This window comes from Lautropia dentalis (assembly GCF_003892345.1).
Classification (GTDB): Bacteria; Pseudomonadota; Gammaproteobacteria; order Burkholderiales; family Burkholderiaceae_E; genus Lautropia; species Lautropia dentalis.
This window is the reverse complement of record NZ_RRUE01000001.1, coordinates 1,664,282-1,688,334: the sequence shown is the minus strand read 5'-3', so window position 1 is coordinate 1,688,334 and position 24,053 is coordinate 1,664,282. Positions and strand designations below refer to the sequence as shown.

Sequence of the window (24,053 nt, the reverse complement as noted above, 5' to 3'; positions counted from 1 at the left end):
GTTCAGATGTCGATGGCCATGATGCGGCGGATGAACAGCAGCCCCACCACTTCCAGGATGGCAACCACCCCACAGGTGACCCAGCCCTGCCAGCTGTGGATCAGCGGCGTCATCGCATCCGGCTGGATGGCAAACAGCGCAGCCCCCACGCCCAGCGGCAGAACCACCATTACCCAGCCCTGCATGCGCCCCTGTGAGGTCAGCGCCATGATCTTGTCTTCCAGCGCCATTTTCTTGCGCATGGTGTCGGCCAGCCTTTCCAGCGTCTCAGCCAGGTTGCCGCCGCTTTCGTTGGCAATCCGCACCGCCGCTCCGAAAAGCCGCAGGTCATCACAGCCCATGCGTTTTTCCAGACTGAAGAGCGCATCGTCCAGCGTCACCCCCAGCCGCAATTCGCGCAGCAGCAGGTCGAACTCCTGGCCACCGGGGGCCGGCAGTTCGCTGGCCATCTGGCGCAGTGCCAGCGTCATGCTGGCGCCGGCGCGCACCGCACCACCGATCAGCATCATCGCGTCGGGCAGCTGGCGGGCAAACTGCTTTCTGCGCTGCGCACCCAGATGCGCAATCAGCAGGGAAGGCAGCGCGCCCAACAGGGCCACGCTCACCAGCACCAGAAAGAGCGAACCCGTCAGCAACCAGACCAGCGCACAAGCCACCAGGCACAGCAGCAGGTTGGCGCGAAACAGCCGGTCCACGTCCACGAACAGCAGCAGCTCCTTCATGCCGTGGCCGACCCGGCCGCTGAAGTGGCGGCGGTAATCACCCCCTGCCTTCACGGCACCGGGGGCCAGCACCAGCACCGCCATCACCACCGCCAGCCCCAGGGCGACTGCCCCCACCCAGAACCAGTTTCCGGAAAACAGGCTCATTTGTCGTGGTCCTCGAAAATGCTGAAATCGACCTTCACGCCGCGGTCACGCAGCGCCTCGTAAAACGACGGCACTTCGTCGCACGCCCTGAAGCGGCCGATGATCTTTCCGTCGGCGCCGATTCCCGTCTGTTCGAAGCGGAAGATTTCGTGCGACTGGATCTTGCCGCTCTCCACCCCGCACACCTCGGTGATCGACGTGATGCGGCGCGACCCATCGGAAAACCGCGCCTGGTGAATGATCAGGTCCACGGCGCTGGCAATCTGTTCGCGCAGCGCCGTCACCGGCAGATCCAGCCCCGCCATCAGCATCAGCACCTCCAGCCGCGACAGCACATCGCGCGGCGTGTTGGCGTGGACGGTGGTCATGGAGCCCTCGTGGCCGGTGTTCATCGCCTGCGCCATGTCCAGCGCTTCGGCCCCCCGGCATTCACCGACGATGATGCGGTCCGGGCGCATCCGCAGCGCGTTCTTGACCAGATCGCGAATGGTGATGGCACCGCGCCCCTCGGCATTGGGTGGCCGGGATTCCAGCGACACCAGGTGCGGGTGATTCAGCTTCAGCTCGGCCGCATCCTCGATGGTGATCAGCCGCTCACCCTGCGGGATCAGGTTGGACAGCACGTTGAGCAGCGTGGTCTTGCCCGAGCCCGTCCCGCCCGAGACGATGATGCTCTTGTGCTGCTCCACACTGATGCGCAGGAATTCCATCATCGCCGCCGAGGCACTGGCATTCTGCACCAGCGTGGCAGGCGTCATCACCGTGCGGTTGAAACGGCGGATGGTGATGCTCGGCCCCTTCAGCGCCACCGGCGGAATGATGGCATTGACCCGCGAACCATCGGGCAGCCGGGCATCCACCAGCGGTGAGGATTCGTCGATGCGCCGGCCCAGCGGCGCCACGATGCGTTCGATCACATTGCGGATGGCGTTGTCATCGGAAAAGGCCAGCGGCACCTGCTGCAGTTTGCCCTTGCGCTCCACGAAAATATCGCTCGCGCTGTTGACCATGATCTCGCTCACCAGCGGATCGGTCATCAGGCGTTCCAGCGGCCCCAGCCCCACGGCCTCGTCCACGCTGTCCTGCACCAGCATCTCACGGTCGATGTCTTCCGGCAGGTTCTTCAGTTCCGCCACGATCCGCTCCACCGCCGAGCGCACCTCGGCCTTCACCTCGTCGGCCGAAAACTGCGTCAGGTTGCTGCGCCGCAGGTCGATCACCTCCAGCAGCTGGCGCTGCACCAGCCGCCGCCAGCCCAGGGCCTTCGTCTGCTCCTGCGCAGCCCGGGCGTAACCGGCCAGACGGGCCTGTTCGGCTTCGTCTTCACTGGTCTGACGGGAACCGGTGCCGGTACCCGGGGCGCCGGCATGGCCAGCGGGGTTGCCCGTGCTGCCTGCATGGCGCTGGGCGCTGCCGGCACGAGAGTTGCCGTCATGGCCCCGGTTGCCGTTGCCATTGCCGTTGTCGTTACTGCTGCCGCTGCCATTGCCGTTGTCACTGTCACTGAAGAATCCGTTCCCGGCGGCATGGCTGCCATCAGCGTTGCCGCCACGGCTGCCCCCGACGGTACGGCAGATGCCGACGCTGTCTGCCGTCGTCTGTTCCGGAGTGCCCTGCAGCACCTGTGTCATGGTCCCGTCCATACCATCATGCGGCGCGGCGATATCCGCACGGTGCATTATGCCCGCCTCGCCATCGCGATATGCCTTGTCCGCGCCGTCTGCCGCACGGGTCGCATCAGATACATTGGCCGCCTCGGCTCCACTGGCCGTATCGGCTGCATGGACGACATCAACGGCATGGGCGCCATCCGCTGCATGGATGGCGTGTGCGGCACCGGGCAGGGAACCTGCACGTCCCCCCTTCACATCCGACTGTGCCTGCTTATCCAGCCGGGCGGCCTGGCGGATCACCGCATCGGCCAGCTGTCGCGAGGTCTCTTCTGCAGCACCATCCGTATCCGCCCCGACCCCAGCCGGCACACCCGAAGTCCCCTGCAGTGGCCGCAGCACGCCCGCACCGCCATGCAGTGCCCGAGGCTCCCTGCCTCCAGCCTCCCTGCCTCCGGCCCCCTCATCCCCGAACAACCGGGCATCCGGCTGGGGCCCTGCCTGGCGCAGCGCGTCGCCCTGCACCCGCAGGCGGTAGCCGGCCACCTCGATTTCATCCTTCTCCGAGAGCGGACCATATTCGACGATCCGCTCGCCATTGACGCGTGTGCCGACCAGCGTGCCCTGGTCCACCAGCTTGATGCCCCGGCCGATGCGCTGCAGCTCGGCATGCACCCGGGCGATGCGCCAGCCCGACAGCTGCACTCCGGCCTCGCGGCCACGGCCGATCTGGCACGGGAACTGGCTGACCCGCACGGTCCGGCTTTCCCGACCCTCTTCCTCGATCACGATTTCAAGCATGTTCGTATCACCCTGTGTAGATGGTGCTGTTCACCCGCCCATTTCAGCGCAAGCGAAAGCCGGCGTCGTGGAACATTTGTCACGGCTGGCCGGATGGCCTAGGCCGTTTGGCCATGTCCCTCAACGCTGCATCCGGCCCGGTGGTAGCGCGCCCTGCACCCGAAGCGCAGGTGTTTCTGCAAGACTCAGTCCAGCATGTCGATGCTTTTCTTCAGGTCGCGGGCACGGGTTTCGAGCGCCTGGGCACGTGCATCCACACCCCCCTGTCCCTGGCCACTCAGCCGCGGGGTGATCAGCACCACCATTTCGGACTCGCGCTGACGGAAGCGTTTGGACTTGAACAGATGACCCAGAATGGGCAGATCGCCCAGCCCCGGAATTTTCGTTACCGCCCGGGACATCTCGCTGCGCACCATGCCGGCAATCACCAGCGTCTCGCCGGGACGCAGGTTCACGTCGGTATTGGCGCTCTGCTTGCGCAGGCCGGGCACGCCCATCACCTGCACCTCCTCGTCGATCGACGAGACCTCCGTATGCAGGGCCGCCGAAATCACACCCTGGTCATTGAGCCGGGGTTCGACCTCGAAGCGCACGCCATATTCCTTGAAATCCACATTGGCCGAACCATTGGCGCCGAGCACCGGGATGGGCAGCTCGCCGCCGGCCACGAAGCGCGCCTTGCCGCCGGAGCGCGTGGACAGGCGCGGCTCGGCCAGCACGGCCGCATCACCGTTCTGCACCATCATGTCGATCATGGTCGACAGCGACGAGGCCATACCCCAGGTCGCCGCAAAGGGCGACACGTAGGGGGCCGTGGGCAGGCCATGCGACTGCGCCGCACCGCCGGGCAGGAAGGCTGCATGACGCTTGAAATCCCCGATCACACCGAAGCTCGGCCCGGCCACCGCCCAGTCCCCGGCACCATTGCCCCCCTGCCAGCGCACGCCCAGCTGCTTGAGCGCATTGCGGCCGATCTCGATCATCTTCACCTCGAGGCTGATCATCTGCTCGAAACCACGACGCGTCACCAGATTGACCACCTGCGGATGGCGCTGGGTCAGCTCGGCAGCACGCCAGGCGCCCTCTTCCGTCGGGTTTTCTCCCTCCAGCAGGATGCGGTCTCCCAGGGCCCGGGCACGCACGCCGCTGCGCTCACCCAGCACTGCATTCATTTCCGCGGCCAGGCGCTCGCCATTGGCGCTGGTCACGTGAATCTGGAAGATACGGATCTGGCCATTGCGCAGCCACAGATGCAGCGTGGTGTCGCCCGGGGCTTCCGGAATCAGCAGGATCTGCCGGTTGTCCAGCCAGTTGGCCTGCAGCACCCGGCCGGAGCCCAGTGCCACCCGTTTCACATCGCCCACCTCCAGCAGATGCCCCTGGCCGAGGGACAGCGTGAGCGTTTCCACCCCGGATGTCGCGCCCGGTGCAACCGGCCCTGCCTGCATCGAAGTACGCGCTTCATGAACGGCGGCAGAGGCGGCAGGCGCCGACGCAAGCGCCTTCTGCCGCTCGGCCGCGGCCAGCAGAATCGCCCGGCGGTCGCTGGCAGCAGCAGGCGCGGCGGGTGCGGCGGGCGTGCGCGCCGTCACCCGTGCCAGCAGTCCCTCCAGCGCGTCCGGCGCTGCAGGAGCACCGGGCTGTGCCGAAGACCGTGCCGCGGAATGTCCGGCGACAGCAGACACCGCGGCAGAAGAACGGACCGGGGTGCCGCCGGCGGCGGCCGTCCCCACCGGCTTGGAAGCCGCCAGGGCAGGCGTGGATTGCAGGGAGAACGCGGCCAGCAGGGCCACAGAGAGGGTACGTGGCCAGAACAGGTGGCTGGCCGGTGTGGCGTGGAACATGGGAAACACCGTTGAATGAAATCTGGATTGGAGAAGCGCTGTCGGGATGCGCGGAACACAACACAAGGCCATGCAGCAGCCCGGACAGGCAGGTATTCGGAACTGGCGCGAGTCGTGGACGTGTTCGTTCCCGCGCGCCAGGATCGGTCAGGCGGCCAGGTGCTCAGAAACGGCCGGCCAGGGCGGATGCCGCAGATGCAGCACCAGCCGCGGCAGAGGCAGCGGGTGTTCCAGCCGGTCCTCTCGCGGAACCTCTGTCAGACACGGAGGCCCGCCCCAGTGTGGCCCCCACCGGGGATACGGCGCCCCCCGCCGCAGGCGTGGCTCCAGCTGCCGGTCTGGGGCCCACGGAGAGCGTGGAACCCACGGCAGATGCGGCCCCGACAGCGGGCACGGCGCCCAAAGAAGGCGTGGAACCCGCCGGAGGCACGGCCCCCGCCGCAGGTGCGATGCCAACACTGCCACCCGCCATGTTTCCGGCAACCCCATAGGCATGGGCCCATGGTGAGGCCCCGGTTTCCTGCGCAGGCAGGCCGGCTGCACGACCGCCCAGGCTGTACGATGGCATCCGCCCCATTGCCGCCTGTCCCATGCCACCGACGATCATCTGCGGGCGCTCATCGCGCCGTACCACCGCACGACGCGGCACCACGGGAGCACGGGCAGGCTGCGGTATTCATTGGCTCACCATCGCCCGGGTTGCGCAGTACGGCCGTCAGCCGGCCGGCACGCTGCGCCACGATCAGACGCTGCGCCTGTTCGGGCGTCACCTCCACCGTCACCGCCGAAAAACTGCGGCCCTCGCCCTCACCCGCATCACCGGGGCGCACCTGCCGCCCGGTGGCCATCACCAGCAGGTTCTGCAGCAGCGGCACCGTGGCATCGTGCGCGGCCTCACCGCGACCATCGGCCGAGGGTGGCCGCGCCGTCAGCAGCAGGTCCACCCGGTCACCGGGCTGCAGCATGCCGGAAATGGAATTGATCTCGTCCACCGAAATGGTCATGGCACGGATGCCAGGACGCACCCGCGACGAGAACATCTGGCGGTCTGCCGATTCCAGTGCGTGGGCAGACAGGATTTCTCCGGGATGCATCGGCTGCATCAGCCGCTGGCCATCCAGCGCCTCGAACTGGTCGGGGGTGACGGCCCCGCTGGGCACATAATCGACCGGCACCGAACGCACCGCCATGTTGGCTGCGCTGATCGTGTCGCCCGGCACCAGGGCAGCGCTGGCCACCACCACCTCGACCGTCTGCTGGTCGGGCACCTGCAGGCGGGCCCGCTCGGCCTGCACCTGCTCGTTGACATACTGGGAACCGGCGTAAACCGCCACACCGCCACACAGCAGGGCCGCCGACATCAGCAGCTTGTTGCGGTGACGCTCGAGAACACGACTGACAATGGGATTCATGGCAAGGACATGGAGTAAGTGAAACGGGCATAGTGGTGCTGGATGGCCGACAGCATCCGGTCCATCGGGCTCGGATCACCGTGAAACAGCGCCAGCACGAGTACCAGGCAGATCACCACGTACTCGATGCTGGCCTGCCCACGCGGCGCTGCCCGGGACGTTCGGATGAAACGCGATTGCCGCATCGCGACGTTCGGGGTCATGCGCAAATCCCGGGCCGCGGCATGTCGGCCGGCACGATGTTTCCGTGCTCCGGAACGCACCGGATCTGCATCCAGCGAAGGTTGTGTTTCCATGCAGACATCATGCCCGCGGCCGCTCCGCTGGGAAATGCGACAATGTCCACATTTCCCATTCGGCCTAGGCCAGATGGACAGGTTCATGCGCGCCTCCAGTGCATCACCGCAAACTGCCGGTTGGCCTGCTTCGAAACCGTCAGGGCCACCTCCTCGCCATCGCGCGCGTAGAACACGGCACGCGTATCACCCAGGCCATCCTTGCCGGTCTGCTTCGTGCTGCCGGCCTGGTTCGCACTGCCGGTCTGGCTGGCATTCGGGCCACCGCCGATGATCCGGTAGCCCTGCCGCTCCAGCCGGCGGCCGATCCAGTTGTCCAGACGCACGACACTGTCATCGGTGGTGGCCACGAAGGTGCTGACCCGGTGGCCACCATCCACGTGGGTGATGGCCGGCAGCGCCGTGGCCGTTTTGGGGAGCAGGTTGCCGAACCAGCGTGCATCGTCGGCCAGCGTACCGGCAGCCTTTTCGTCCGGTGTCCAGCGGACACGACGCCCCTGCACACCGGGCCCCTGCCTGCGCAGCTCCACGGATTCGATGACGGGGCCATCCAGATGGGTGATGACCTGCCAGCCATCCCGCTGGCTGCGCATCGGCGGTGGTGCATCCGGCTGGGTCCAGGCTTCTTCGAACTGCCTGAGCAGATCGTCCTGCGGGATGCTGGAGGTGAACTGGCTGATGCTGACACGGCCACCGGGGACGAGGGTGTCGGGCATGATCATCTGTTCGTGGGGCTGGTAGTGGGGCTGTGCCTGTACCGAAGACAGAAACACTCCCGAGAGCACGATGCAGGTGGCCAGATACCGTGCATGCTGGCCAACACGCCGCTTGCCGGACATGGATCGATCATTGACTTTCATGATTTGCCTGCGGGTGAGAATCAGGGATTGGCCGTTCGGCCATCACGTGTGGCGGGACGCGACGCGGGCCGCTGCTGACCTTCAAGGCGGTCCCGGGGGACGACATCCACGTCGATCTGGTGGTAATCGAAGCGGCGGCCTGGATTGGCATGCGCATCACCTCGTCCCAGGGTATGAATCGAAGCGGTGATCGGTGCATGAATCAGCTCAAAGCCCGTATCGAGATCCAGGCGGTTCAGTCTACCCATCTGCTCGGCCGACGCATTGCGGACTGCGTCACCCACGCCATCCGTCTTGCCCAGTCGGGCCAGCCGGACCATCGCATCCCAGGGCATCAGCCGGCGCCCCTTCGCAACACGCGAGGCAACGCTTCGTACCTCATCACCCTTGCTGCTGCTCGCATTCCAGCTGTCGGCAACCACGGCGAGGCTGCTGCTGAACACGAGCGGTTCATCGGCACGCCCCGGAACTGCGTCAGCCCACCAGCTGTCCAACGGAACGCGGCTCTGGACCTGTGCAGTGAACAGGCCACGCTTCAATTCAAGCCCGAACCGGGAAGGTCCTGCCAGCGTGTCGGCCGCAGTCACAAGATTGTTGACAAGACGGTTGCCGGGATTGGCGATGGCATTGAAGCGCTCCTGGGTGATATTGAGCGCAACATCGCCATAGCTGTCCAGCAGGGACTTGCCCTTTCGGTCGACCCAGAAACGGTTGGATTCCGTGGCAAGCTGCCCATCCTCTGGCGCTTCATCCGAACGGATGGAAATATGCGCCTGACTGAAGTGACGACGCCGGATCTGGTCGGCCACCTCCCCGGTGGCCGCGTCCTGATGACAGTCCTCGATACGAACGGTACATTCGAATGCCGCCGTCCGGGCAGAGGCTTCGGTGGCCTGCCGAATGCTCTGGTACTTGGCAAGCATCGGCACTGCAATGATGAAGGGCACGAGCACGAACGAGGCAATGACGAGCGTTTCGGCAAGGGCCTGGCCATCCTGCAGGGTGCCGGGTTTACACATGCGTGAGGCGTTCATGTCAGGACGCTCCGTTGAGTACACGAAGGGCTGCACCGCCATGTCCGCCCGTTGCAATCGCATCGGCGCGTTCGGCATCACTTACCTCATCCAGCCGAACCTGCCAGTACGGGCTGTACATGCTGGCATACTCGAGGCGGCTGTCGGCACCCGGAGGCCGACGAAAATAGATCCGTGAACGGGAGACGGCAACCATGGATGCGTGGCCCAGGTTCGTCGCCCGCAGGGCTGGCATGTCCGCAAAGTTGTCCTTGAGTTTCAGCCGTCCTGCACCGATCTTCGCCTGATCGGCGGTGTTGATGGTGTTGTTCTTTCTGATTGCACCGATCACCACCACGCTGTCGGTCGGGAATCTCCCAGCCTCTGCGTTCAGCGCATCCCGGGAGAGGTTCAGTTCCCGCACGCCCGGAAGGCCTGAGTACGCACGGGAAGACCAGAACCGTGAGCGCGAAATCTCGCGGTATGCCCTGGCATTGGTGGTTTTCTCGCCGCTCGCATTGGAAGCGGGTTGCCATACTGGACGGCCTTCTTCAGTCCATGTCCAGCCCTGCAGGGCGTCCATGCCATTCTTGGGATTGGCGGCCAGTTCAACACCGCTCCAGCCAATCGGTTTACGCTCCCGCATTCCTCCAAACAGTCCGTGCTTTCTTTCATGAATGGAAAGGGTGTCATATGCCTGCCAGCGGTCCATAGACGCTTCGTGATCCCGAATCATCTCGGTCTGCCCTCGCCATTCCACCCGGAGCATATTGAAAAGATTCAACGTACTGGAACGGTTCTTCGAGTAATCATCGAGCGAACCCGTCACCACCTCGCGCAGCCTGCCCCGGTCATCTCCCTTGCGCTGAACGCTAAGTCTTTCATTGGGTTCTGGCACAAACGCGTGAAATGAGGCGTCCGCCTTGTTCATGACCTCGGTGGCCAGCTGCGTCATGAACCAGCCATTGGTCGTGGCATTCATCGCGGTCTGTCCTGCTGATAATGCCTTGACGTACAGCCCCCTTGCGCCCACTTCGACGCTGCTGATCAACTGGAGCGCCTGATTGGCCGCCTCGGCCATCTCACTGACCTCTTTGATGAACTGACCCCAGTACGGAATCCACCAGGTTTTGTTGTCAACAGTCTTCACCACCTGCGTGAGAAACCCCGTATACGACAACAGCGTCGCAGTCTGCGCAATGGCCACCTCATTGAAGATGATGGCCCGGTTGCTGTAGGCGTAGTAATTGAAGACGCGCGCCCGCCAGAGACCAGCGCTGTAGGCGGCTGCATCGGTTGCGTTGACCAGCCGCATGCGCGCGGTCGTGACCTGCCCTGTCGAAAACTGAAAGAAGGTCAGCATGGCCACGATGACCAGAATGAACATGCCCAGCACCAGCGCCTGGCCCTTCTGCCGGTGTGCGGGTGGATGGGCATGCCTGAACCTCGGCTTCATGGAAGTTTCTCCAGAAGAATGGTTGTGGATGGAAACGATCACTGAAAAAAATCGGCTCTGGCATTCGACGTTGCAGTGGGGGTGCAATCGATGCCAGAGCCGGGTCTGATGGGCCCGGGGGGCGCATCGCGTGGAATCACAGAGAATCCATCATGCGTTACTCCCCGGATGAACAGACTTCACAGCCTGTGCCATCAGTGATTGCCGCCGTTGTAGTTGTTCAGGGTTTTCTTCGTGCCCGCCTGGCTGAGCGCATTTTCTGCAGCCGCTTTCGCCGCATCGATCGACGTTTTGGCATCCTCACCAGCAATTTCATGAGCAATACCCGCCGTGCTGGAGCGGATCGCGCCACCCAGGAACGAATACGTCCCGATCGCCGCCACGCCCACGAGGGCAACGATCACGATGTATTCGGTCATGCCCTGGCCCAGCGACTTGCGGCGGGAGGTCTTGCGTTGCGCAGCCATGTCGGCGGCGGCGTTGATGGAAGAGGAAGCGGCGTTTTTGGTGTTCATGGTTTGGGTGGCCTCGGCCTTGATGGTGTTGAAGGAAAAAACGGGGGTTTTTACTGCGTGTGCCATTTGGTTTCTCCAGGTGGCGTGTTGAAAGTGACGCCATCTTGAGCGTTCCGCGTTTTTCCGGCAATCGGCCAGATGGACATGCATGGATAGGCCATTTGGCTTATCCTTTCTGACCACGGGTTTCGATATTCCGGCGGCTCGCGTGACCTTTTTCCTGTTTTTTGTGGGGGCAGCTGCTTTCACAGGAACCTGTTCACGATGCGCGCCTTTCCGATGAACGGCCGGATAGTCCATCCGGCCTGGCCATATGGACTGGCCGGCCTGCCGCTCATCCCCCTGCAATCGCCACTGCTGCCCGTACCATTTGTCCTCTTCCGTGCAAGAATGCACAGGCTTCTTTTTGCGTGCGGCGCCCCCCGTGGCATCGGTAGCATGAAGCAGGTGGATCTGCAGCCGGAGCAGCAGGTACTAAAACCGGGGGCCGGCAATGGATGCGTGCTGGGCCATGTAATGTCTACTGTGGCACGCGAAAGAAGTCCGCTACGCGGGACTGGATAATTCCCCCACGATGGTGGAGGCTCCCAACCGGTTCAATGCGCCCTTCATAGGGGCGGGGCTCGCAAGCTATGTTCTGTATGACGGCGGCCGGCTACCGCTGGCCGATGCGAGCTTCGACCGCGTGCTCAGCGTAAACACCGTGTATTTCTGGCGGGATCCTGCGCTGATGCTGACAGGGATCCGAACGGGATAGAAGATGTCATGGCAACCAGCCGGCGGAGCGAATGCGGGGACGGATAGATGCCCCCGGCAGGAAATACATCCGCTCCGCCGGACGGTTGCCCATGAACATGCCCGACAGCCCGGCACGGTTGCTGCATGGTCCGTGCAGCCGACGGCCTGCACGGTCAGTCAGGCTGTCAGGCCGGCATCAGAACTGCTCGGCCTCGGTCGAGCCCTTCAGCGCCGTGGTGGAGCTTTCAGCCCCTTCGATGGCGGTGGTCACGGCGTCGAAATAGCCGGTACCCACCTCACGCTGGTGCTTGACGGCCGTGAAGCCACGGTCGGCCGCGGCAAACTCGGCCTGCTGCAGCTCGACGAAGGCCGACATGTTCTCGCGTGCATAACCGTGCGCCAGATGGAACATCGAGTAGTTGAGCGCATGGAAGCCCGCCAGCGTGATGAACTGGAACTTGTAGCCCATGGCGCCCAGTTCGCGCTGGAATTTGGCAATGGTGCTGTCGTCGAGGTTCTTCTTCCAGTTGAAGCTGGGCGAGCAGTTGTAGGCCAGCAGCTTGCCGGGGAACTGCTTGTGGATGGCCTCGGCAAACTTGCGGGCGTATTCCAGATCCGGCTTGCCGGTCTCACACCAGACCAGATCGGCATAGGGTGCGTAGGCCAGACCCCGCGAGATGGCCTGCTCCAGCCCGGGCTTGCTGCGGAAGAAGCCTTCGACGGTGCGTTCACCGGTCAGGTGGGGTTTGTCGTTGTCGTCGATGTCGGAGGTGACGAGGTCGGCTGCTTCGGCATCGGTACGGGCCACCAGCACAGTGGGCACACCGCACACATCGGCCGCCAGACGGGCCGCAATCAGCTTGGCCACGGCATCGCGCGTGGGCACCAGCACCTTGCCGCCCATGTGGCCGCATTTTTTCACGGAGGCGAGCTGGTCCTCGAAATGCACGCCAGCCGCACCGGCATCGATCATGGCCTTCATCAGTTCGAAGGCGTTGAGCACGCCGCCGAAGCCCGCCTCGGCATCGGCCACGATGGGGGCAAAGTAATCGATGTAGCCGGCGTCCCCCGGATTCTTGCCCTCGGACCACTGGATCTGGTCGGCGCGGGTAAAGGTGTTGTTGATGCGGCGCACGACCTGCGGCACGGAGTTGGCCGGATACAGTGACTGGTCGGGGTACATCTCGCCCGCTCCATTGGCGTCGCCAGCCACCTGCCAGCCGGACAGGTAGATGGCCTTCAGCCCGGCCTTGACCTGCTGCATGGCCTGGTTGCCGGTCAGTGCACCCAGCGCGTTGATGAACGGCTCTTCGTTGATCAGTTTCCAGAGCTTTTCGGCACCGCGGGAGGCCAGGGTATGGGCGGGCTGCAGGGAACCCCGCAGGTTCACCACGGTATCGGCGGTGTAGCCGCGGCGGATGCCTCGCCAGCGCGGGCTCTCGGCCCATTCTTTCTGCAGGTTCTGGGCTTGCTGTTCACGTGTCAGCATGGGTCTGTCTCCTTTGTTCTGGGGGTGTTGGACATGTCCTCCATTCTGCCCCAGAAAACCCACCTCGAATCTTCGGGGATTACCCGCACGGAAAGTAGGTTATTGGGGCGGCTCACCGTTTTGGTCCCAGGAAGCGGCAAGCACGATTTTGTAATATGAAAACTCATTCATACCTATGAAATGCCGTGGAACGCGTGTGGCGCCGGCCGCCCCGGCATGAAACGGGCGTGAAGCGTGTCATGATGGTCTCGCCCGTCCCTGCACTTGCCTCGAATCCGAACACTGCCAGCCCTGCCCCGCTCTCAGCTGCCCCGCAGCGCACGCAACGGCGGCGTATCGAGCAGGTGCCAGACGTTCCAGCCGCCGGCCAGCACGATGAACACGGTACTGGCCAGGATACTGCCCGCCAGCAGCCAGGGGCTGGGCTGGTAGGCAAAGTCGAACACCTGCCGGGCAAGCTGCCAGCCCATGACGGTGGCCCCCGCTGCCCCCATCAGGCCGGCTAGCAGGCCAGTGGCCGACAGTTCGACCAGCTGCGCCAGTCCCAGCTGCCGGCGGGACGCGCCCAGTGCACGCATCAGGGCCACTTCGGCCACACGCTCGTCGCGCAGGCTGCCCATGGCGGCATAGAGCACCACACAGCCAGCCGCCACGGTGAACAGGAAGAGAAACTGCACGGCACTGACGACCTGGCCGATCATCGACTGGATCTGGGCACCGATGACGCCGGTGTCGATGATGGTGAGGTTGGGCATGGCAGCCGACAGGCGTCGCACCACGCCCTCCTTCCCGGCCGGCACATGGAAGGCCGTGATCAGGTTCTGCGGCTGGCTGGCCAGCACGGCCGGCGAGCCGATCATGAAGAAGTTCACCTGCATGGAGTCCCATTTCAGCTCACGGGCACCGACCAGCGTCATTTCGGATGTCTGGCCGCCGACATCGAAGCACAACCGGTCTCCCAGGGACAGGCCGAGTGTGTCCATGATGCCGGTCTCGGCCGACACTTCCGCGGCCTCGGGGTCGATCCACCGCCCCCGCGCCTGCTGGTTGTGGGCCGGCAGCTGGCTGGCATAGGACAGGTTGAACTCGCGGTCCACCAGGCGACGGGCACGGTCCTCGGGGTAGTCCTCGGGACGTACGGGGCGGTCATTGATGGCCACCAGGCGGCCCCGTACCATCGGATACAGCGTCACCGGTCCCAGACCCGCTTCATCGAGGATCTGGTGCACCGTCTGCTGCTGGTCGGGCTGGATGTTGATGACGAAACGGTTGGGAGCGTCGGGCGGTGCGGCCTGCTGCCACGCGGCCAGCAGGTCGTTGCGAATGACGGTGAGCAGCAGCAACGCCATCAGGCCGACCGTCAGCGCCACGATCTGCACGGCGGTCATCGACAGGCGCCGGGACCAGCCGGTGAGGGACAGCCGCAGGATCAGCCCCCAGCCCGGCCGGGCCGCGCGCGGACGCAGCCGGGACGCCAGCCACACGCCCCCCATGGCCAGCAGCACGAAGACCACAGCGGCCAGCACGAAGCCCCCAAGGGCCAACAGGGCCAGCCGCGTATCCCCCACCAGCCAGAGCAGCAGCACGGCAAAGGCGCCCAGCGACACGCCCAGCACCAGCCAGACGGACAGACCCGGCGCCCCCAGATCGCGGCGCAGGACACGCAGGGGCGTGATGCCGGACAGGCGCAGCACCGGCACGGCGGCAAAGCCGAGCACCAGCACGACGGCCACCAGCAGGGCCTGCAGGGCCGGCCAGGCCGAGGCTGCCGGCAGTGAGGTTTCCAGCACGACGCGGGCCAGACCGATCAACGCGTGATGGGCGGCCCAGCCCAGCGTGACACCGAGCACGCCACCGGCCAGCGCCAGCCAGAGCATCTCCAGCCCCAGCGCCCGGGCCAGCAGCCGCTGCGACAATCCCATGGCCTTGAGGATGGCAAAGCCGTCCAGATGCCGTTCGGCAAACCGGCGGGCACCCAGCCCGATGGCCACGGCGGCAATCAGCGCCGATAGCAGCGACACCAGGGCCAGAAACTGGCGGGCACGGGTGAGCGTGTTCTGGATTTCGGGGCGACCATCGTCGAGGTTCTCCAGATGCTGCCCGGCCCCCAGCTGCGGACGCAGCCAGGTCTGGTAGTCGCTCATGGCCTGGGCCGGGCCTGCCACCAGCAGCCCGTAGGTCAGGCGGCTGCCGGGCCCGGTCAGGCCCGTAGACGGCAGATCGTCGAGCGCCAGCATCAGGCGGGGCGCAAAGTTGACGAAGGAGGCGCCGCGGCTGGGCTCCATCAGGATGAAGCGGCTGATGACGAAACTGCGATTCCCCAGCGTCAGGCGCTCACCCAGCTTCAGGTCGAGCGACTGGGCCAGTGCCTCGTCGACGAAGACGGTGCCGGGTGCGGGAGCGCAGTCGATGGGCAGGCCGAGCGTTTCACCGGTTTCGCTGGTACTGCTGGTTTTACCGGTTCCGGGCTGCGACACCGGGGCAAGCTGTCTGCCGGTCCCGGGTTGCGCGGCAGCACCAGCTACCTGCCCCGGTCCTGCGCTCTGTTCCGACCCTGCTGTCTGTCCCGATCCTGTTCCCGGCTGCATCGCGGCCGCCGCCCCAGTCGCGCCGGCTGGCCGATCACCCGGATGGAGGGTTACGGCATCCTTGCCTCCCGTCCCCACCATGTGCCCACCAGCCGCCGTATTCCCCGAACCGCCCGACGTGCAGAAATCCGGATTCACGGCGTCGGGCGTGACCGTCAGTACGCCACGCAACGGGTAGCGCTGGCTGACGGCCAGCACCGAGGCGAGCTGGGTGGGTGGAAGTTCCTCATCAGCGTTGAGGTCGGGGTCGGAGGCATCACCCCGGTCCTGCGGGCCGGCATGGGGCTGCGGACCCGCATGATCGGCCATGGCCATGCTGGGGAAGGACACGGTGTGCGCCACCTGCAGGCCGGACGCCGTGGCACGCTGCGCCCAGGCTTCCGGGACGGGGCGGTCGGCACGTACCACCAGATCGGCCCCCAGCAGGTGCAATGCCTGCTCGTTGAGCGCACGATCGAGGCGATCGACAAAGAATCCGACGGTGGTGACGGCGGCCACGGCCACCAGCAGCGCCATCAGCAGCAGATTCAGTTCACGCGCCCGAAAATCCCGCCACAGCAACAGCCAGGACAGGCGAAGGGACGAAATGCGCGGGGAGGAAGCGGAAGGCTGCGACATGGAGGATCGATGAATGGAAAGAGCTGTACCGTCTGGTGGCACCGCCCGGCGGCCCTGGCGACAACAGCCGGCCAAATGGAACGTGTCATGAACTCATTCAGCCCCGCGCTGGCCCCGCTCGTGTGCCGACAGGGCGGCCCCGTTGAATCGCGTCCGAAAATACATCATGTCCAGGCGAGGCCGGGCACCCTGCCAGGCCGGCGCCGGGAAAGACGGATGATTAGGATAACCAGATGAAAAAGGACCGAAGCATCAGGTGACGGGTAACCCGTCGACCGGCTTGGCCTTCAGGCCCTGGTCGACGGCACCCAGCACATCGGCGGTGGTGGGAATGACCCCCACACCGCCAAAGCTGGCGCAGAAGCTGTCGCCGGATACGGCGCACTGGACGGCGTCGAAGTCGGCAAAGATGCCGACCGTGGGACGGCCGAGCGCACCGGCCAGATGGGTAAAGCCGGTATCGAGCCCCACGACGATGCGCGCCATGCCGATGACCCGTGCCGCATCGTGCACCGACAGGAAGGGAGGCAGGATCTGCCGGGTGGCATGATCGCCCGCTACGCGGGCCGAAGCCTCGGCCAGCCGTCTGGCCCTTGCCTCTTCGGCAGGCGAGCCCCAGAACCAGACCAGATCCAGCCCGGCCCGCTGCAGGTGCACGGCCACCTCGACCCACTGGTCTTCCGGCCAGAGCTTGGCGTCGCGGCTGGCACCGGTGACCAGCAGGGCCAGCGGGCGCCCCCCGGGCAGCCAGGGGGCCTCCTGCGGCGTCAAGGGCGCAACCGAGAGGCCGAAGCGGGCCGGCGTGTCGATGCCATAGCCCAGCGCCGCCGCTCCGATGGCCCGGTTGCGGCGTACGACGTGCCAGTCACGCGGTACGTCGACCTTCTGGTCGTAGGCCAGTGCGGCGAGCGGTTCACGTGCAGAAGCGCGGTCGGGCCCCACACGATGGCCGCCAGCCTGGAGGTGTGCCAGACGCACGACGGCCGCACTCTTGATGAGCCCCTGGCAGTCGAGAATCCAGTCGTAGCGGCGAGTCTGCAGTGTGCGCAGAAAATCGCCCAGCGCCTTGCGTGTATCGGCCTTGCCCAGTGACTTGCGCCAGCGCCGCCACGAGATGGGAATGACCTCGTGCACGGCCGGATTGAGGGCGGGCAGTGCCGAGAAGGCCGATTCGACCACCCAGTCGATCTGGGCATCCGGACAATGGGCCTTCAGATCGGTGGCCAGCGGCTGGGCGTGGACGACATCCCCCATGGAGGACATCTTGACGATCAGGATTCTCGGCATGGGCAGACGCAGAAACTGAAACGCCGCAACCGAGAAAACCGGTGCGGCGCGTCAATAAAAGCAAATAATGTGTCTGTGTAGAACAGATCAGCTCAGACCCAGTTCGCGGAGCATGTTACGCTCTTCGATGGCCCGACGCGCCTCGCGCAGACGCTTGGCCTGCTCGGTGACGGCGATGTCCGCATAATCTTCCGGCCGCGATTCGACGCGACCGGCGCGCATACGGGCTGCGTGCCGTGCCGTGACGATGGCACTGTGGTGATGTGCGGTCATGGCTGAATTAGGTTTACGAGTCGATTTCATCCCTCAGTCCCGTTAAGCTAAGAATGAAAGGCGTGCCTCATGCGTCAAGCGAAGATGCCATTGAAAACGGCACCCCAAAAACGGTCTAAACTGCAAGCCCGCCCTGCTTTCAGCACTTCTTGAAACACGATGAGATTTAATAGTATAACACACCGCCGTCTGTCCCTCGCGATCGTCCTTTTCTCCTGGGGCAGTGTGGCCGTGGCACTTTTCACGCAGCATGTGCTTGACATGCAGCCGTGCCCGTGGTGCATCGCGCAGCGTATCCTGTACCTTCTGGCGGGCGCCCTGGCGCTGCTGGGGTGCGTGCCGTCCGGCCAGGGTGGGGGCGGACGTGCCCTGGCGCTGCTGTTCAACCAGCTGGTCGGGCTGACGGCAGCATCGGCGCTCTGTGTGGCGCTGTACCAGAATTTCGTGGCGGCAGCCGACGGTTCCTGCATGGTCACGGCAGCCGACAAATTCCTGATGGCCTCCGGGCTTTCGGACTGGCTGCCCGAGGTGTTCGAACCCCGCGCCAACTGCGCCGAGGCCAATGTGGGCATGCTGGGTGTACCCTATTCCCTGTGGAGCGCGGCCCTGGCCATTCTGCTGATGGCCATCAACGGGCTGGATTTCGTGAAGCTGATCAGGGGCGGTACGGCACAACAGGGCGTCTGACACGCCAGCTCACAGCGGCACGCTTCTGCCCACGAAAAAGGCCAAATGCCGGATTCATTCACGAAACCTGCGGCAGGAGCATGGCAAAATGTGGCTCCCTCCCCCCTCATGTGGTCCCCTTTCAGGCGGTTTCCCTTGCCTCCTTCTCCATGATCCCGATTCCTCCCCATTCCCAGCCCACTTCGCACGCACCGCTCATCGAGCTGCTGGCGCAGTATCCGCTGTTTGCGGGGCTGCCGCCAGAGGTGCTGGCGCGGCTTGCGGAAGGTGCATGGGCGCAATCGCTGGGCGCGGGTGAAACGGCCTTTCACGAGGGCGACAGCGCCACCCACTATCTGCTGATCGTCACGGGCCAGCTGGAAATGGTGCGCTTCAGCCAGGAGGGTGACGAACACGTGTTCCAGTCGTTCGGACCCGGGTCGCTGGTGGCCGATGCCGCCATGTTCATGCAGCATGGCCGCTACCCGATGAGTTCGCGGGCCAGCAGCGGGCCGCTGACCATCTGGAGGCTCTCGGGCGCTGCACTGCGCGCCACCTGCGAAAATCACCCCCCACTGGCCATGCGGCTGCTGCAGCGCTTCAGCCTTCGGCTCTATCACCGCGTGAACGAGGTGGAGTGGCTGACCAGCAGCACCGCCCAGCAGCGGCTGGCGGCGTATTTCATTTCGCTGCGCAAACAGCAGGGCGACGAGCTGAGCTTTCCGCAAAGCCAGCGCCACGTGGCCGCCCAGCTTGGTATCCGCCCCGAAACCCTCAACCGCCTGCTGGCCGACTGGCAGAGCCGGGGGTGGATCACCGGCTCGCGCCGCAAGTGGCAGCTGTGCGAGGCCGAGCCGCTGGAGCGCATGGCCGAGGGCAAGGCACGGCCGTTCTGAGTTTCTCTCCGCGCCAGCTACCGGCACCCGGGGGCGGGCCAGCGTTGCACCGTCCTGCATGTCCCTGGCATGTGTGGTGGACTCATTCATCGCCATGAAAAAGCCGGCAGATGCCGGCTTTTTCATGGGGCGACGACAGGCTTTCCTGCCTCACCCTAGAGGCACGCCTCACGGAGAAGGTCGGAAAGCGCCGGGCAGGGGGAAGGCGCCCCCGACCCCTCCCCTGAGCGCCTGGGCCGTCCTCACTTGAACAGGCCCTTCAGCGCATCCTTGGCCTTTTTGGTATCGACCTTGTCGTTGAGCTTGTCGGACAGGCCGCTCTTGTCGAGCTGCTGCTTCAGCTTGTCGTCGACCTTGCCCTTGAGTTCATTGCCCACCTTGGACTTCAGGGCGTCCTTGGCTGCGGCCGACCAGTCGATCTGCCAGGCGGGTGCATCGAAGGTACCGGTCAGGTGAACCGGAATGGTGACACCATGCAGCTCGGAGAGGTCACGACCGCCCTGGCCGCTGCTGGTTCCCACCACCGAGGCACGCACCGTGTAGTCGAGGACGCTGCGGCCGATGTCGATGGCGCCATCACCACCCACGCGGATCAGCGGCGACTTCAGCGACAGGTCATTGCTGCGTGCCACGCCGTTGGCCAGCTGGAAGCTCACCGACATCTCGGTAAAGTCGGTCTTCTGGCTCTTGTCGGCAGCCTGGTTCTGCGTGCCGGTGTTGGCCTTGAACATGTTCTTCGCTTCACGCAGCTTCTCGCCCAGGTTGATGCCCTTCAGCGCACCATTCTTGAGGTTGAGTGCCACGTTGCCGCCCAGCGAGCGTTTCATGGCCTCCACGGTACCGCCGCCGGTGTTGACGGCCACGTTCAGGTTGCCGGTCCCTTCCAGCATGTCCTGGTTGGCCACGGCCTTGAGCAGCGGCTCGATGGAGATGCCCGAGAAATCGGTCTTGAGCGTGATCTTGTTGGCCGCCGGCGAGGAGCCGGTGGCAGCCGTGGCGCTGCCGTTGAGGCGACCACCGTAGAGCGCCGCGCTGATCGGCGAGGCAGTCAGCTGGCCGTTGGCGATCTTCGCATTGGCCTTGATCTGACGCGCTTCCAGACCACGGGCGATCAGGTGGCCGATACCCACGCGGGCATCCAGCGTCAAACCCTTCAGGGCCGACAGGTCCACCGGGGTTTCAGCCGTGCTGGCCGGTGCCGGCTCGGCGGCAGCCGTGGTGGTTTTGGGGGCCGGGAACAGCTGATCGACGTTGATCTCGTCGGCATCCAGCTCGACGTTGATCTTCGGCGTCTTGAAGCCGTTGACGCCGGCCTTCAGTGCCATGTTGGCCTTGTCGAGCAGGGCCGTCAGGTTGGCCATGGCCGTTTCCTTCTTGATGTCGGCCGACACCGAGCCACCCAGCTTCAGCGAGGAGGCGGCCTTGGACACGGACGGATCCTCGATGTTGACCTGACCATCCAGTTTGCTGAGTGCGTAACGGCCATTGGCCAGGCTGGCCTGCACCGGCGTGGCCAGTTTGGCGGCCACGGTACGGCCGTCCTGCTTCAGCGTGGCATCCAGTCCCAGACTGTTGATCTTCAGGTCATCGGCGGTACCACCGACCCCGGCCAGCGTCAGCGCGGCCGCCAGCCATTCCTTGTCGCCCAGGCTCACTTTGGCCTGCACGGTGTCACCCGATGCCTTGTCGCTGGCAATGGCCAGACGCGGCGCCGCCACCGTGGTGCGGAAGCTGTCGACCCCCATGCGGCCCTGGGCATCCATGGCCAGCTCGTTCACGTCGATGACCGGCCCCTGCGGATTGAAGGTAAAGCCCTTGAGCTTGAGCGCGAACTGCTGCACCTGCAGCGTGTCGATGGCCCCCTTCAGGCCGGCACTGAAATCGCTGAAACCGTACTGCCCCTCGTCCAGATCGATGGAGAGCTGGCCGCTGAGGTTGAAATCCCCCCGGGCCTCGGGCGAGCTGGCGCCAAAGCCGAGCTGCAGTGACACCGGCGTCTGGACGACATTGGCCAGCGGACCGGTTTCGAGGTTGACCCGTTCCAGCGTGTAGGTCTGGGCCGCCTGACGGTCATCGAAGGTGACGCGTGCGTTCTTGAGCGTCACGCCGTTGATGTGAAAGGCCGGGATCTTGCCATTCGAGGCGGTTTCGGGCTGCTTGTCGGCTTCGGGTGTGGTTTTGGCCGTACCGGCCCCCAGCAGGTCATCGATGCTGAGGGTGCCGTCGGCGTTGCGCACCACCTTGGCCTGCAGACCATCGACAGTGATGGAGTCGGCCTGCACATCACCCTTGAGCAGCGGCAGCAGTGCCACACTGACCCGGGCCGCGTTCAGGCTGGCCGCATTCTGCTCGGGCTGGTTGGGCTCGGACAGGCGAACCACCGGCAGCGACACCCCCACGCTGGGGAACAGCGTCAGCTTGAGATCCCCTTCGAAGGTCAGCGTGCGTTTGTAGCGGTCGGCCACGAAGCCGGCAATCTGCGGCTTGAAATAGTTGACATCGACAAAACTGACCGCAATGGCTGCCACGACCACAAGGCCCAACAGTACGCCAACGGCGATCGACAACTTCTTGATCATGACTGGACTCCAATCAGTGAATTCAGACGCCCGGCAAGCGTGAACACCCCCTCATCCACCGGCACCGGCTGCTGCCCCTGCGCCTGCAGGACCGCCAGCAGGCGGTGCAGGTGCTCGGCCCCGGGCAGCACGGCCCCGTAGAACAGCACTTCATCCCCGGCGGTGACCAGCAGCGTGGGAAAGGTTTCCACGTCGAGGTCACCCACCAGGTCGGCATCGTCTTCCACATCCAGCCAGACGAAGGCGCTGTCGGAATGACGGCTGGCCTCCCCGGCCAGCACGGCGCGGTAGTCACGACAGGTTCCACACCAGTCTGCACACAGGCAGCTCACCACCATGCGAACCGTACCGGCCGGACGGTGGATCAGATCAGGGGAATCGGACATGCAGCGCGACAGAGCCCGGGAGGAGAAAGACGCAAGCCATGGATGAATGGTGCCATGCCGGCTGGATACGTGGGAAGTGGGAAGGCCGGACGGACACTGCCCGGGATTATAGAGCGTGTCATTGACCGTGTTATGGGCGCCCCGTCCCTGTGCAGACCACAGGCGCGTGCCATGGGCGCGTGCCATGGGCGCATTCGTTTCCGTGCTGGCTCCAGCCGTGTGCCGACAGGGCACTGCGCAGGCAGGGCTGGCCGGGTCACTCCTGTCATGGAGCGGAACGAGGGCTGGTCACAGAACACCGCACAGGCAGGGCTGGCCCCCTTGCCAGGCAGGACAGCGCCGACAGCACTGCCGCGCGCCCATCCTGCCGCGCCAGCCGCCCGAACGGCCCGATGATGCGCCGCCGCCACAGATCGGCAACAAAGACGCCCGGCGCCACTGCACGAAACGTGATGGATTCGACAGACAACTTCGCCCGCGGCACGGATGATCATGGGATTGCATACACGGCGATCCCGCTCATGGAGGCCAAACAGTTTCTGACCCCCCCTGTAGATGTCGATGGCAGCCGCCTGGCCTTCGTGGGCCCGATCGAGCCGGGACGCGAGGCCGAAACCTTCGCGACGCTGCTGACCTTCACCACCTTTGCCGAGCGGTCCGCCGCCGTCATCGATGAGGCCTATGCCACGGCCTGCGCCGGCACCGGCGCGGCCAGCCGGCTCAACGAAGACCGCTGGTACGACATCGCCCGCGAATACTTCGAGGAGTACCTGGAGCAGCTCAGCATCGCATCGGCCGATGAACTCAACAGCCACCTGCACTGGCTGGACGTGCACTTCTTTGCCCGTCACCCGGGCTACGAGGGCGCCCGGATGATGATCGAGCGTTTTCTGGTCACCCGGGGCGGGCCGCTGCACTGAGCCGCCACTGCCCTGCCCGACCGCCGGCGTTCCTTCCGGAACGGACGGCGGTTTTTTTTATCTGGAGGGCCACCGGGGGCCTTGAAACGCCACCGGCCATCCCTATCTTCGAAGCACGGGCGCCGAAACGCCGGGCCCGTGAATCTCATCGCTTGAACTTCGAGGATAGAAAACCATGAACCAGTTTGATTTTGCTCCGCTGTACCGCTCCGCCATTGGCTTCGACCGTCTGGCCCGCATGCTGAACAATTCGATGCGCAACGACTCGCAGCCAAGCTACCCCCCCTACAACATCGAGATTGCCGGCGAGAACGCCTACCGCATCACGATGGCCGTGGCCGGTTTCGACCGCTCGGAAATCGAGATCGAGGTCGAACAGGACGGCCTGAAGGTGACCGGTCGCAAGCGTCCGCAGGAAAACCAGCCCACCTACCTGCATCGCGGCATTGCTGCGCGCGATTTCTCGCACCGCTTCCAGCTGGCCGAGCACGTCCGCGTGACGGGCGCCTCGCTCAACAATGGCCTGCTCGACATCGACCTGGTGCGGGAAATTCCGGAAGCCATGAAGCCGCGCCGCATCGACATTCGCGACAGCGCCAGCATTGCCGCGCCCCAGGCCGAAGTGCTGGAAAACCAGGCCGAACCGAAAGTCGCCTGATACCGCCCGGTCCCACCCGTACGGCCTGAATGTCACACCAGACAGGGCTGGCGGCCCTGTCTGCGCCATGACTGGCTGATCGTTCTGCTGCTGATTCGATCAAAAATGGGGGGCACACAGGCCGTTCGGGTGGTGTCAGTCCAGCGGCACACGACGCAAAAAAGCCGGATCCCGTGAAGGTCCGGCTTTTTTGCGTCCGTCAGTGCGGTCCGTCAGCGCGTTTATGGACTCATTTGCCCTCGGCAATGGACTCATTCGCCCTCGGCACTCATTCGTCCC

20 protein-coding genes are annotated in these 24,053 nt (G+C 64.9%); 5 read left to right on the top strand and 15 right to left on the bottom strand.

The features are described from left to right. Positions 1 to 2: 2 nt before the first annotated feature. The 9 genes from EHV23_RS06540 to EHV23_RS15990 all read right to left on the bottom strand — a co-directional run bounded on the left by EHV23_RS06540 (position 3) and on the right by EHV23_RS15990 (position 10,976). Positions 3 to 869, bottom strand: a complete 867-nt coding sequence (locus tag EHV23_RS06540) for a type II secretion system F family protein (RefSeq protein ID WP_125095219.1) — start codon at positions 867 to 869, stop codon at positions 3 to 5. Then, positions 866 to 3,280, bottom strand: a complete 2,415-nt coding sequence (locus EHV23_RS16480; protein WP_125095218.1) for a TadA family conjugal transfer-associated ATPase — start codon at positions 3,278 to 3,280, stop codon at positions 866 to 868. The genes EHV23_RS06540 and EHV23_RS16480 overlap by 4 nt, the downstream gene beginning before the upstream one ends. A 185-nt stretch (positions 3,281 to 3,465) precedes the next feature. Beyond that, a complete protein-coding gene (locus EHV23_RS06530; protein ID WP_158615863.1) occupies positions 3,466 to 5,124 on the bottom strand; it encodes a type II and III secretion system protein family protein in 1,659 nt (552 codons plus the stop codon). Positions 5,125 to 5,741: 617 nt separating this feature from the next. Next, complete coding sequence (gene cpaB, locus EHV23_RS06525) at positions 5,742 to 6,536, bottom strand: Flp pilus assembly protein CpaB (RefSeq protein WP_125095216.1); 795 nt, start codon at positions 6,534 to 6,536, stop codon at positions 5,742 to 5,744. Continuing rightward, complete coding sequence (locus EHV23_RS06520) at positions 6,533 to 6,832, bottom strand: hypothetical protein (protein WP_158615862.1); 300 nt, start codon at positions 6,830 to 6,832, stop codon at positions 6,533 to 6,535. Before EHV23_RS06520 ends, cpaB begins: the two co-directional genes overlap by 4 nt. Positions 6,833 to 6,915: 83 nt before the next feature. Continuing rightward, positions 6,916 to 7,692, bottom strand: coding sequence for a hypothetical protein (locus EHV23_RS06515; protein WP_125095214.1), 777 nt, complete (start codon positions 7,690 to 7,692; stop codon positions 6,916 to 6,918). A gap of 20 nt (positions 7,693 to 7,712) precedes the next feature. Next, the gene (locus tag EHV23_RS06510; RefSeq protein WP_125095213.1) at positions 7,713 to 8,768 is read right to left on the bottom strand and encodes a hypothetical protein; all 1,056 of its coding nucleotides are present in this window, start codon (positions 8,766 to 8,768) and stop codon (positions 7,713 to 7,715) included. Further along, on the bottom strand, positions 8,728 to 10,161 hold the full coding sequence (locus EHV23_RS06505) for a Tad domain-containing protein (RefSeq protein WP_125095212.1): 1,434 nt from the start codon (positions 10,159 to 10,161) through the stop codon (positions 8,728 to 8,730). Before EHV23_RS06505 ends, EHV23_RS06510 begins: the two co-directional genes overlap by 41 nt. Positions 10,162 to 10,355: 194 nt before the next feature. Then, entirely contained in the window at positions 10,356 to 10,976 is a 621-nt protein-coding gene (locus EHV23_RS15990) for a Flp family type IVb pilin (RefSeq protein WP_238990307.1), read from the bottom strand. A gap of 274 nt (positions 10,977 to 11,250) precedes the next feature. On the opposite strand from EHV23_RS15990, the gene EHV23_RS16610 reads away from it, so the two are divergent. Then, positions 11,251 to 11,433 carry a methyltransferase domain-containing protein gene (locus EHV23_RS16610; protein ID WP_125095211.1) on the top strand — a complete coding sequence of 61 codons (183 nt, stop codon included), beginning with the start codon at positions 11,251 to 11,253 and terminating at the stop codon, positions 11,431 to 11,433. A 177-nt stretch (positions 11,434 to 11,610) separates the two neighbouring features. Here the strand turns inward: EHV23_RS16610 and aceA are convergent, their stop codons facing one another. From aceA to EHV23_RS06475, 4 genes are all read right to left on the bottom strand, one after another. After that, the gene (gene aceA, locus EHV23_RS06490) at positions 11,611 to 12,900 is read right to left on the bottom strand and encodes an isocitrate lyase (RefSeq protein ID WP_125095570.1); all 1,290 of its coding nucleotides are present in this window, start codon (positions 12,898 to 12,900) and stop codon (positions 11,611 to 11,613) included. Between the two features lie 305 nt (positions 12,901 to 13,205). Further along, positions 13,206 to 16,109, bottom strand: coding sequence for an ABC transporter permease (locus EHV23_RS06485; protein WP_125095210.1), 2,904 nt, complete (start codon positions 16,107 to 16,109; stop codon positions 13,206 to 13,208). 252 nt (positions 16,110 to 16,361) lie between these two features. Then, positions 16,362 to 17,396: a lipopolysaccharide heptosyltransferase I gene (gene waaC / locus EHV23_RS06480; RefSeq protein WP_125095209.1), complete on the bottom strand. Its 1,035-nt coding sequence runs from the start codon at positions 17,394 to 17,396 to the stop codon at positions 16,362 to 16,364. 87 nt (positions 17,397 to 17,483) lie between these two features. Beyond that, on the bottom strand, positions 17,484 to 17,669 hold the full coding sequence (locus tag EHV23_RS06475) for a hypothetical protein (protein ID WP_005672504.1): 186 nt from the start codon (positions 17,667 to 17,669) through the stop codon (positions 17,484 to 17,486). Between the two features lie 159 nt (positions 17,670 to 17,828). On the opposite strand from EHV23_RS06475, the gene EHV23_RS06470 reads away from it, so the two are divergent. Both EHV23_RS06470 and EHV23_RS06465 read left to right on the top strand, forming a co-directional pair. Beyond that, positions 17,829 to 18,356 (top strand): disulfide bond formation protein B, encoded by a 528-nt coding sequence (locus EHV23_RS06470; protein WP_125095208.1) that lies wholly within the window; start codon positions 17,829 to 17,831, stop codon positions 18,354 to 18,356. Between the two features lie 149 nt (positions 18,357 to 18,505). Further along, positions 18,506 to 19,231, top strand: a complete 726-nt coding sequence (locus EHV23_RS06465) for a Crp/Fnr family transcriptional regulator (RefSeq protein ID WP_125095207.1) — start codon at positions 18,506 to 18,508, stop codon at positions 19,229 to 19,231. 242 nt (positions 19,232 to 19,473) lie between these two features. Here EHV23_RS06465 and EHV23_RS06460 read toward each other — a convergent pair whose 3' ends face one another. After that, positions 19,474 to 21,810: an AsmA family protein gene (locus EHV23_RS06460; RefSeq protein ID WP_125095206.1), complete on the bottom strand. Its 2,337-nt coding sequence runs from the start codon at positions 21,808 to 21,810 to the stop codon at positions 19,474 to 19,476. Beyond that, a complete protein-coding gene (locus EHV23_RS06455; RefSeq protein ID WP_125095205.1) occupies positions 21,807 to 22,196 on the bottom strand; it encodes a thioredoxin family protein in 390 nt (129 codons plus the stop codon). Before EHV23_RS06455 ends, EHV23_RS06460 begins: the two co-directional genes overlap by 4 nt. Before the next feature lie 452 nt (positions 22,197 to 22,648). Here EHV23_RS06455 and EHV23_RS06450 point away from each other — a divergent pair, with 452 nt between their 5' ends. Then, positions 22,649 to 23,116: a hypothetical protein gene (locus EHV23_RS06450; RefSeq protein ID WP_125095204.1), complete on the top strand. Its 468-nt coding sequence runs from the start codon at positions 22,649 to 22,651 to the stop codon at positions 23,114 to 23,116. Positions 23,117 to 23,291: 175 nt separating this feature from the next. Next, positions 23,292 to 23,774 (top strand): Hsp20 family protein, encoded by a 483-nt coding sequence (locus EHV23_RS06445; protein WP_125095203.1) that lies wholly within the window; start codon positions 23,292 to 23,294, stop codon positions 23,772 to 23,774. Positions 23,775 to 24,053 lie beyond the last annotated feature (279 nt).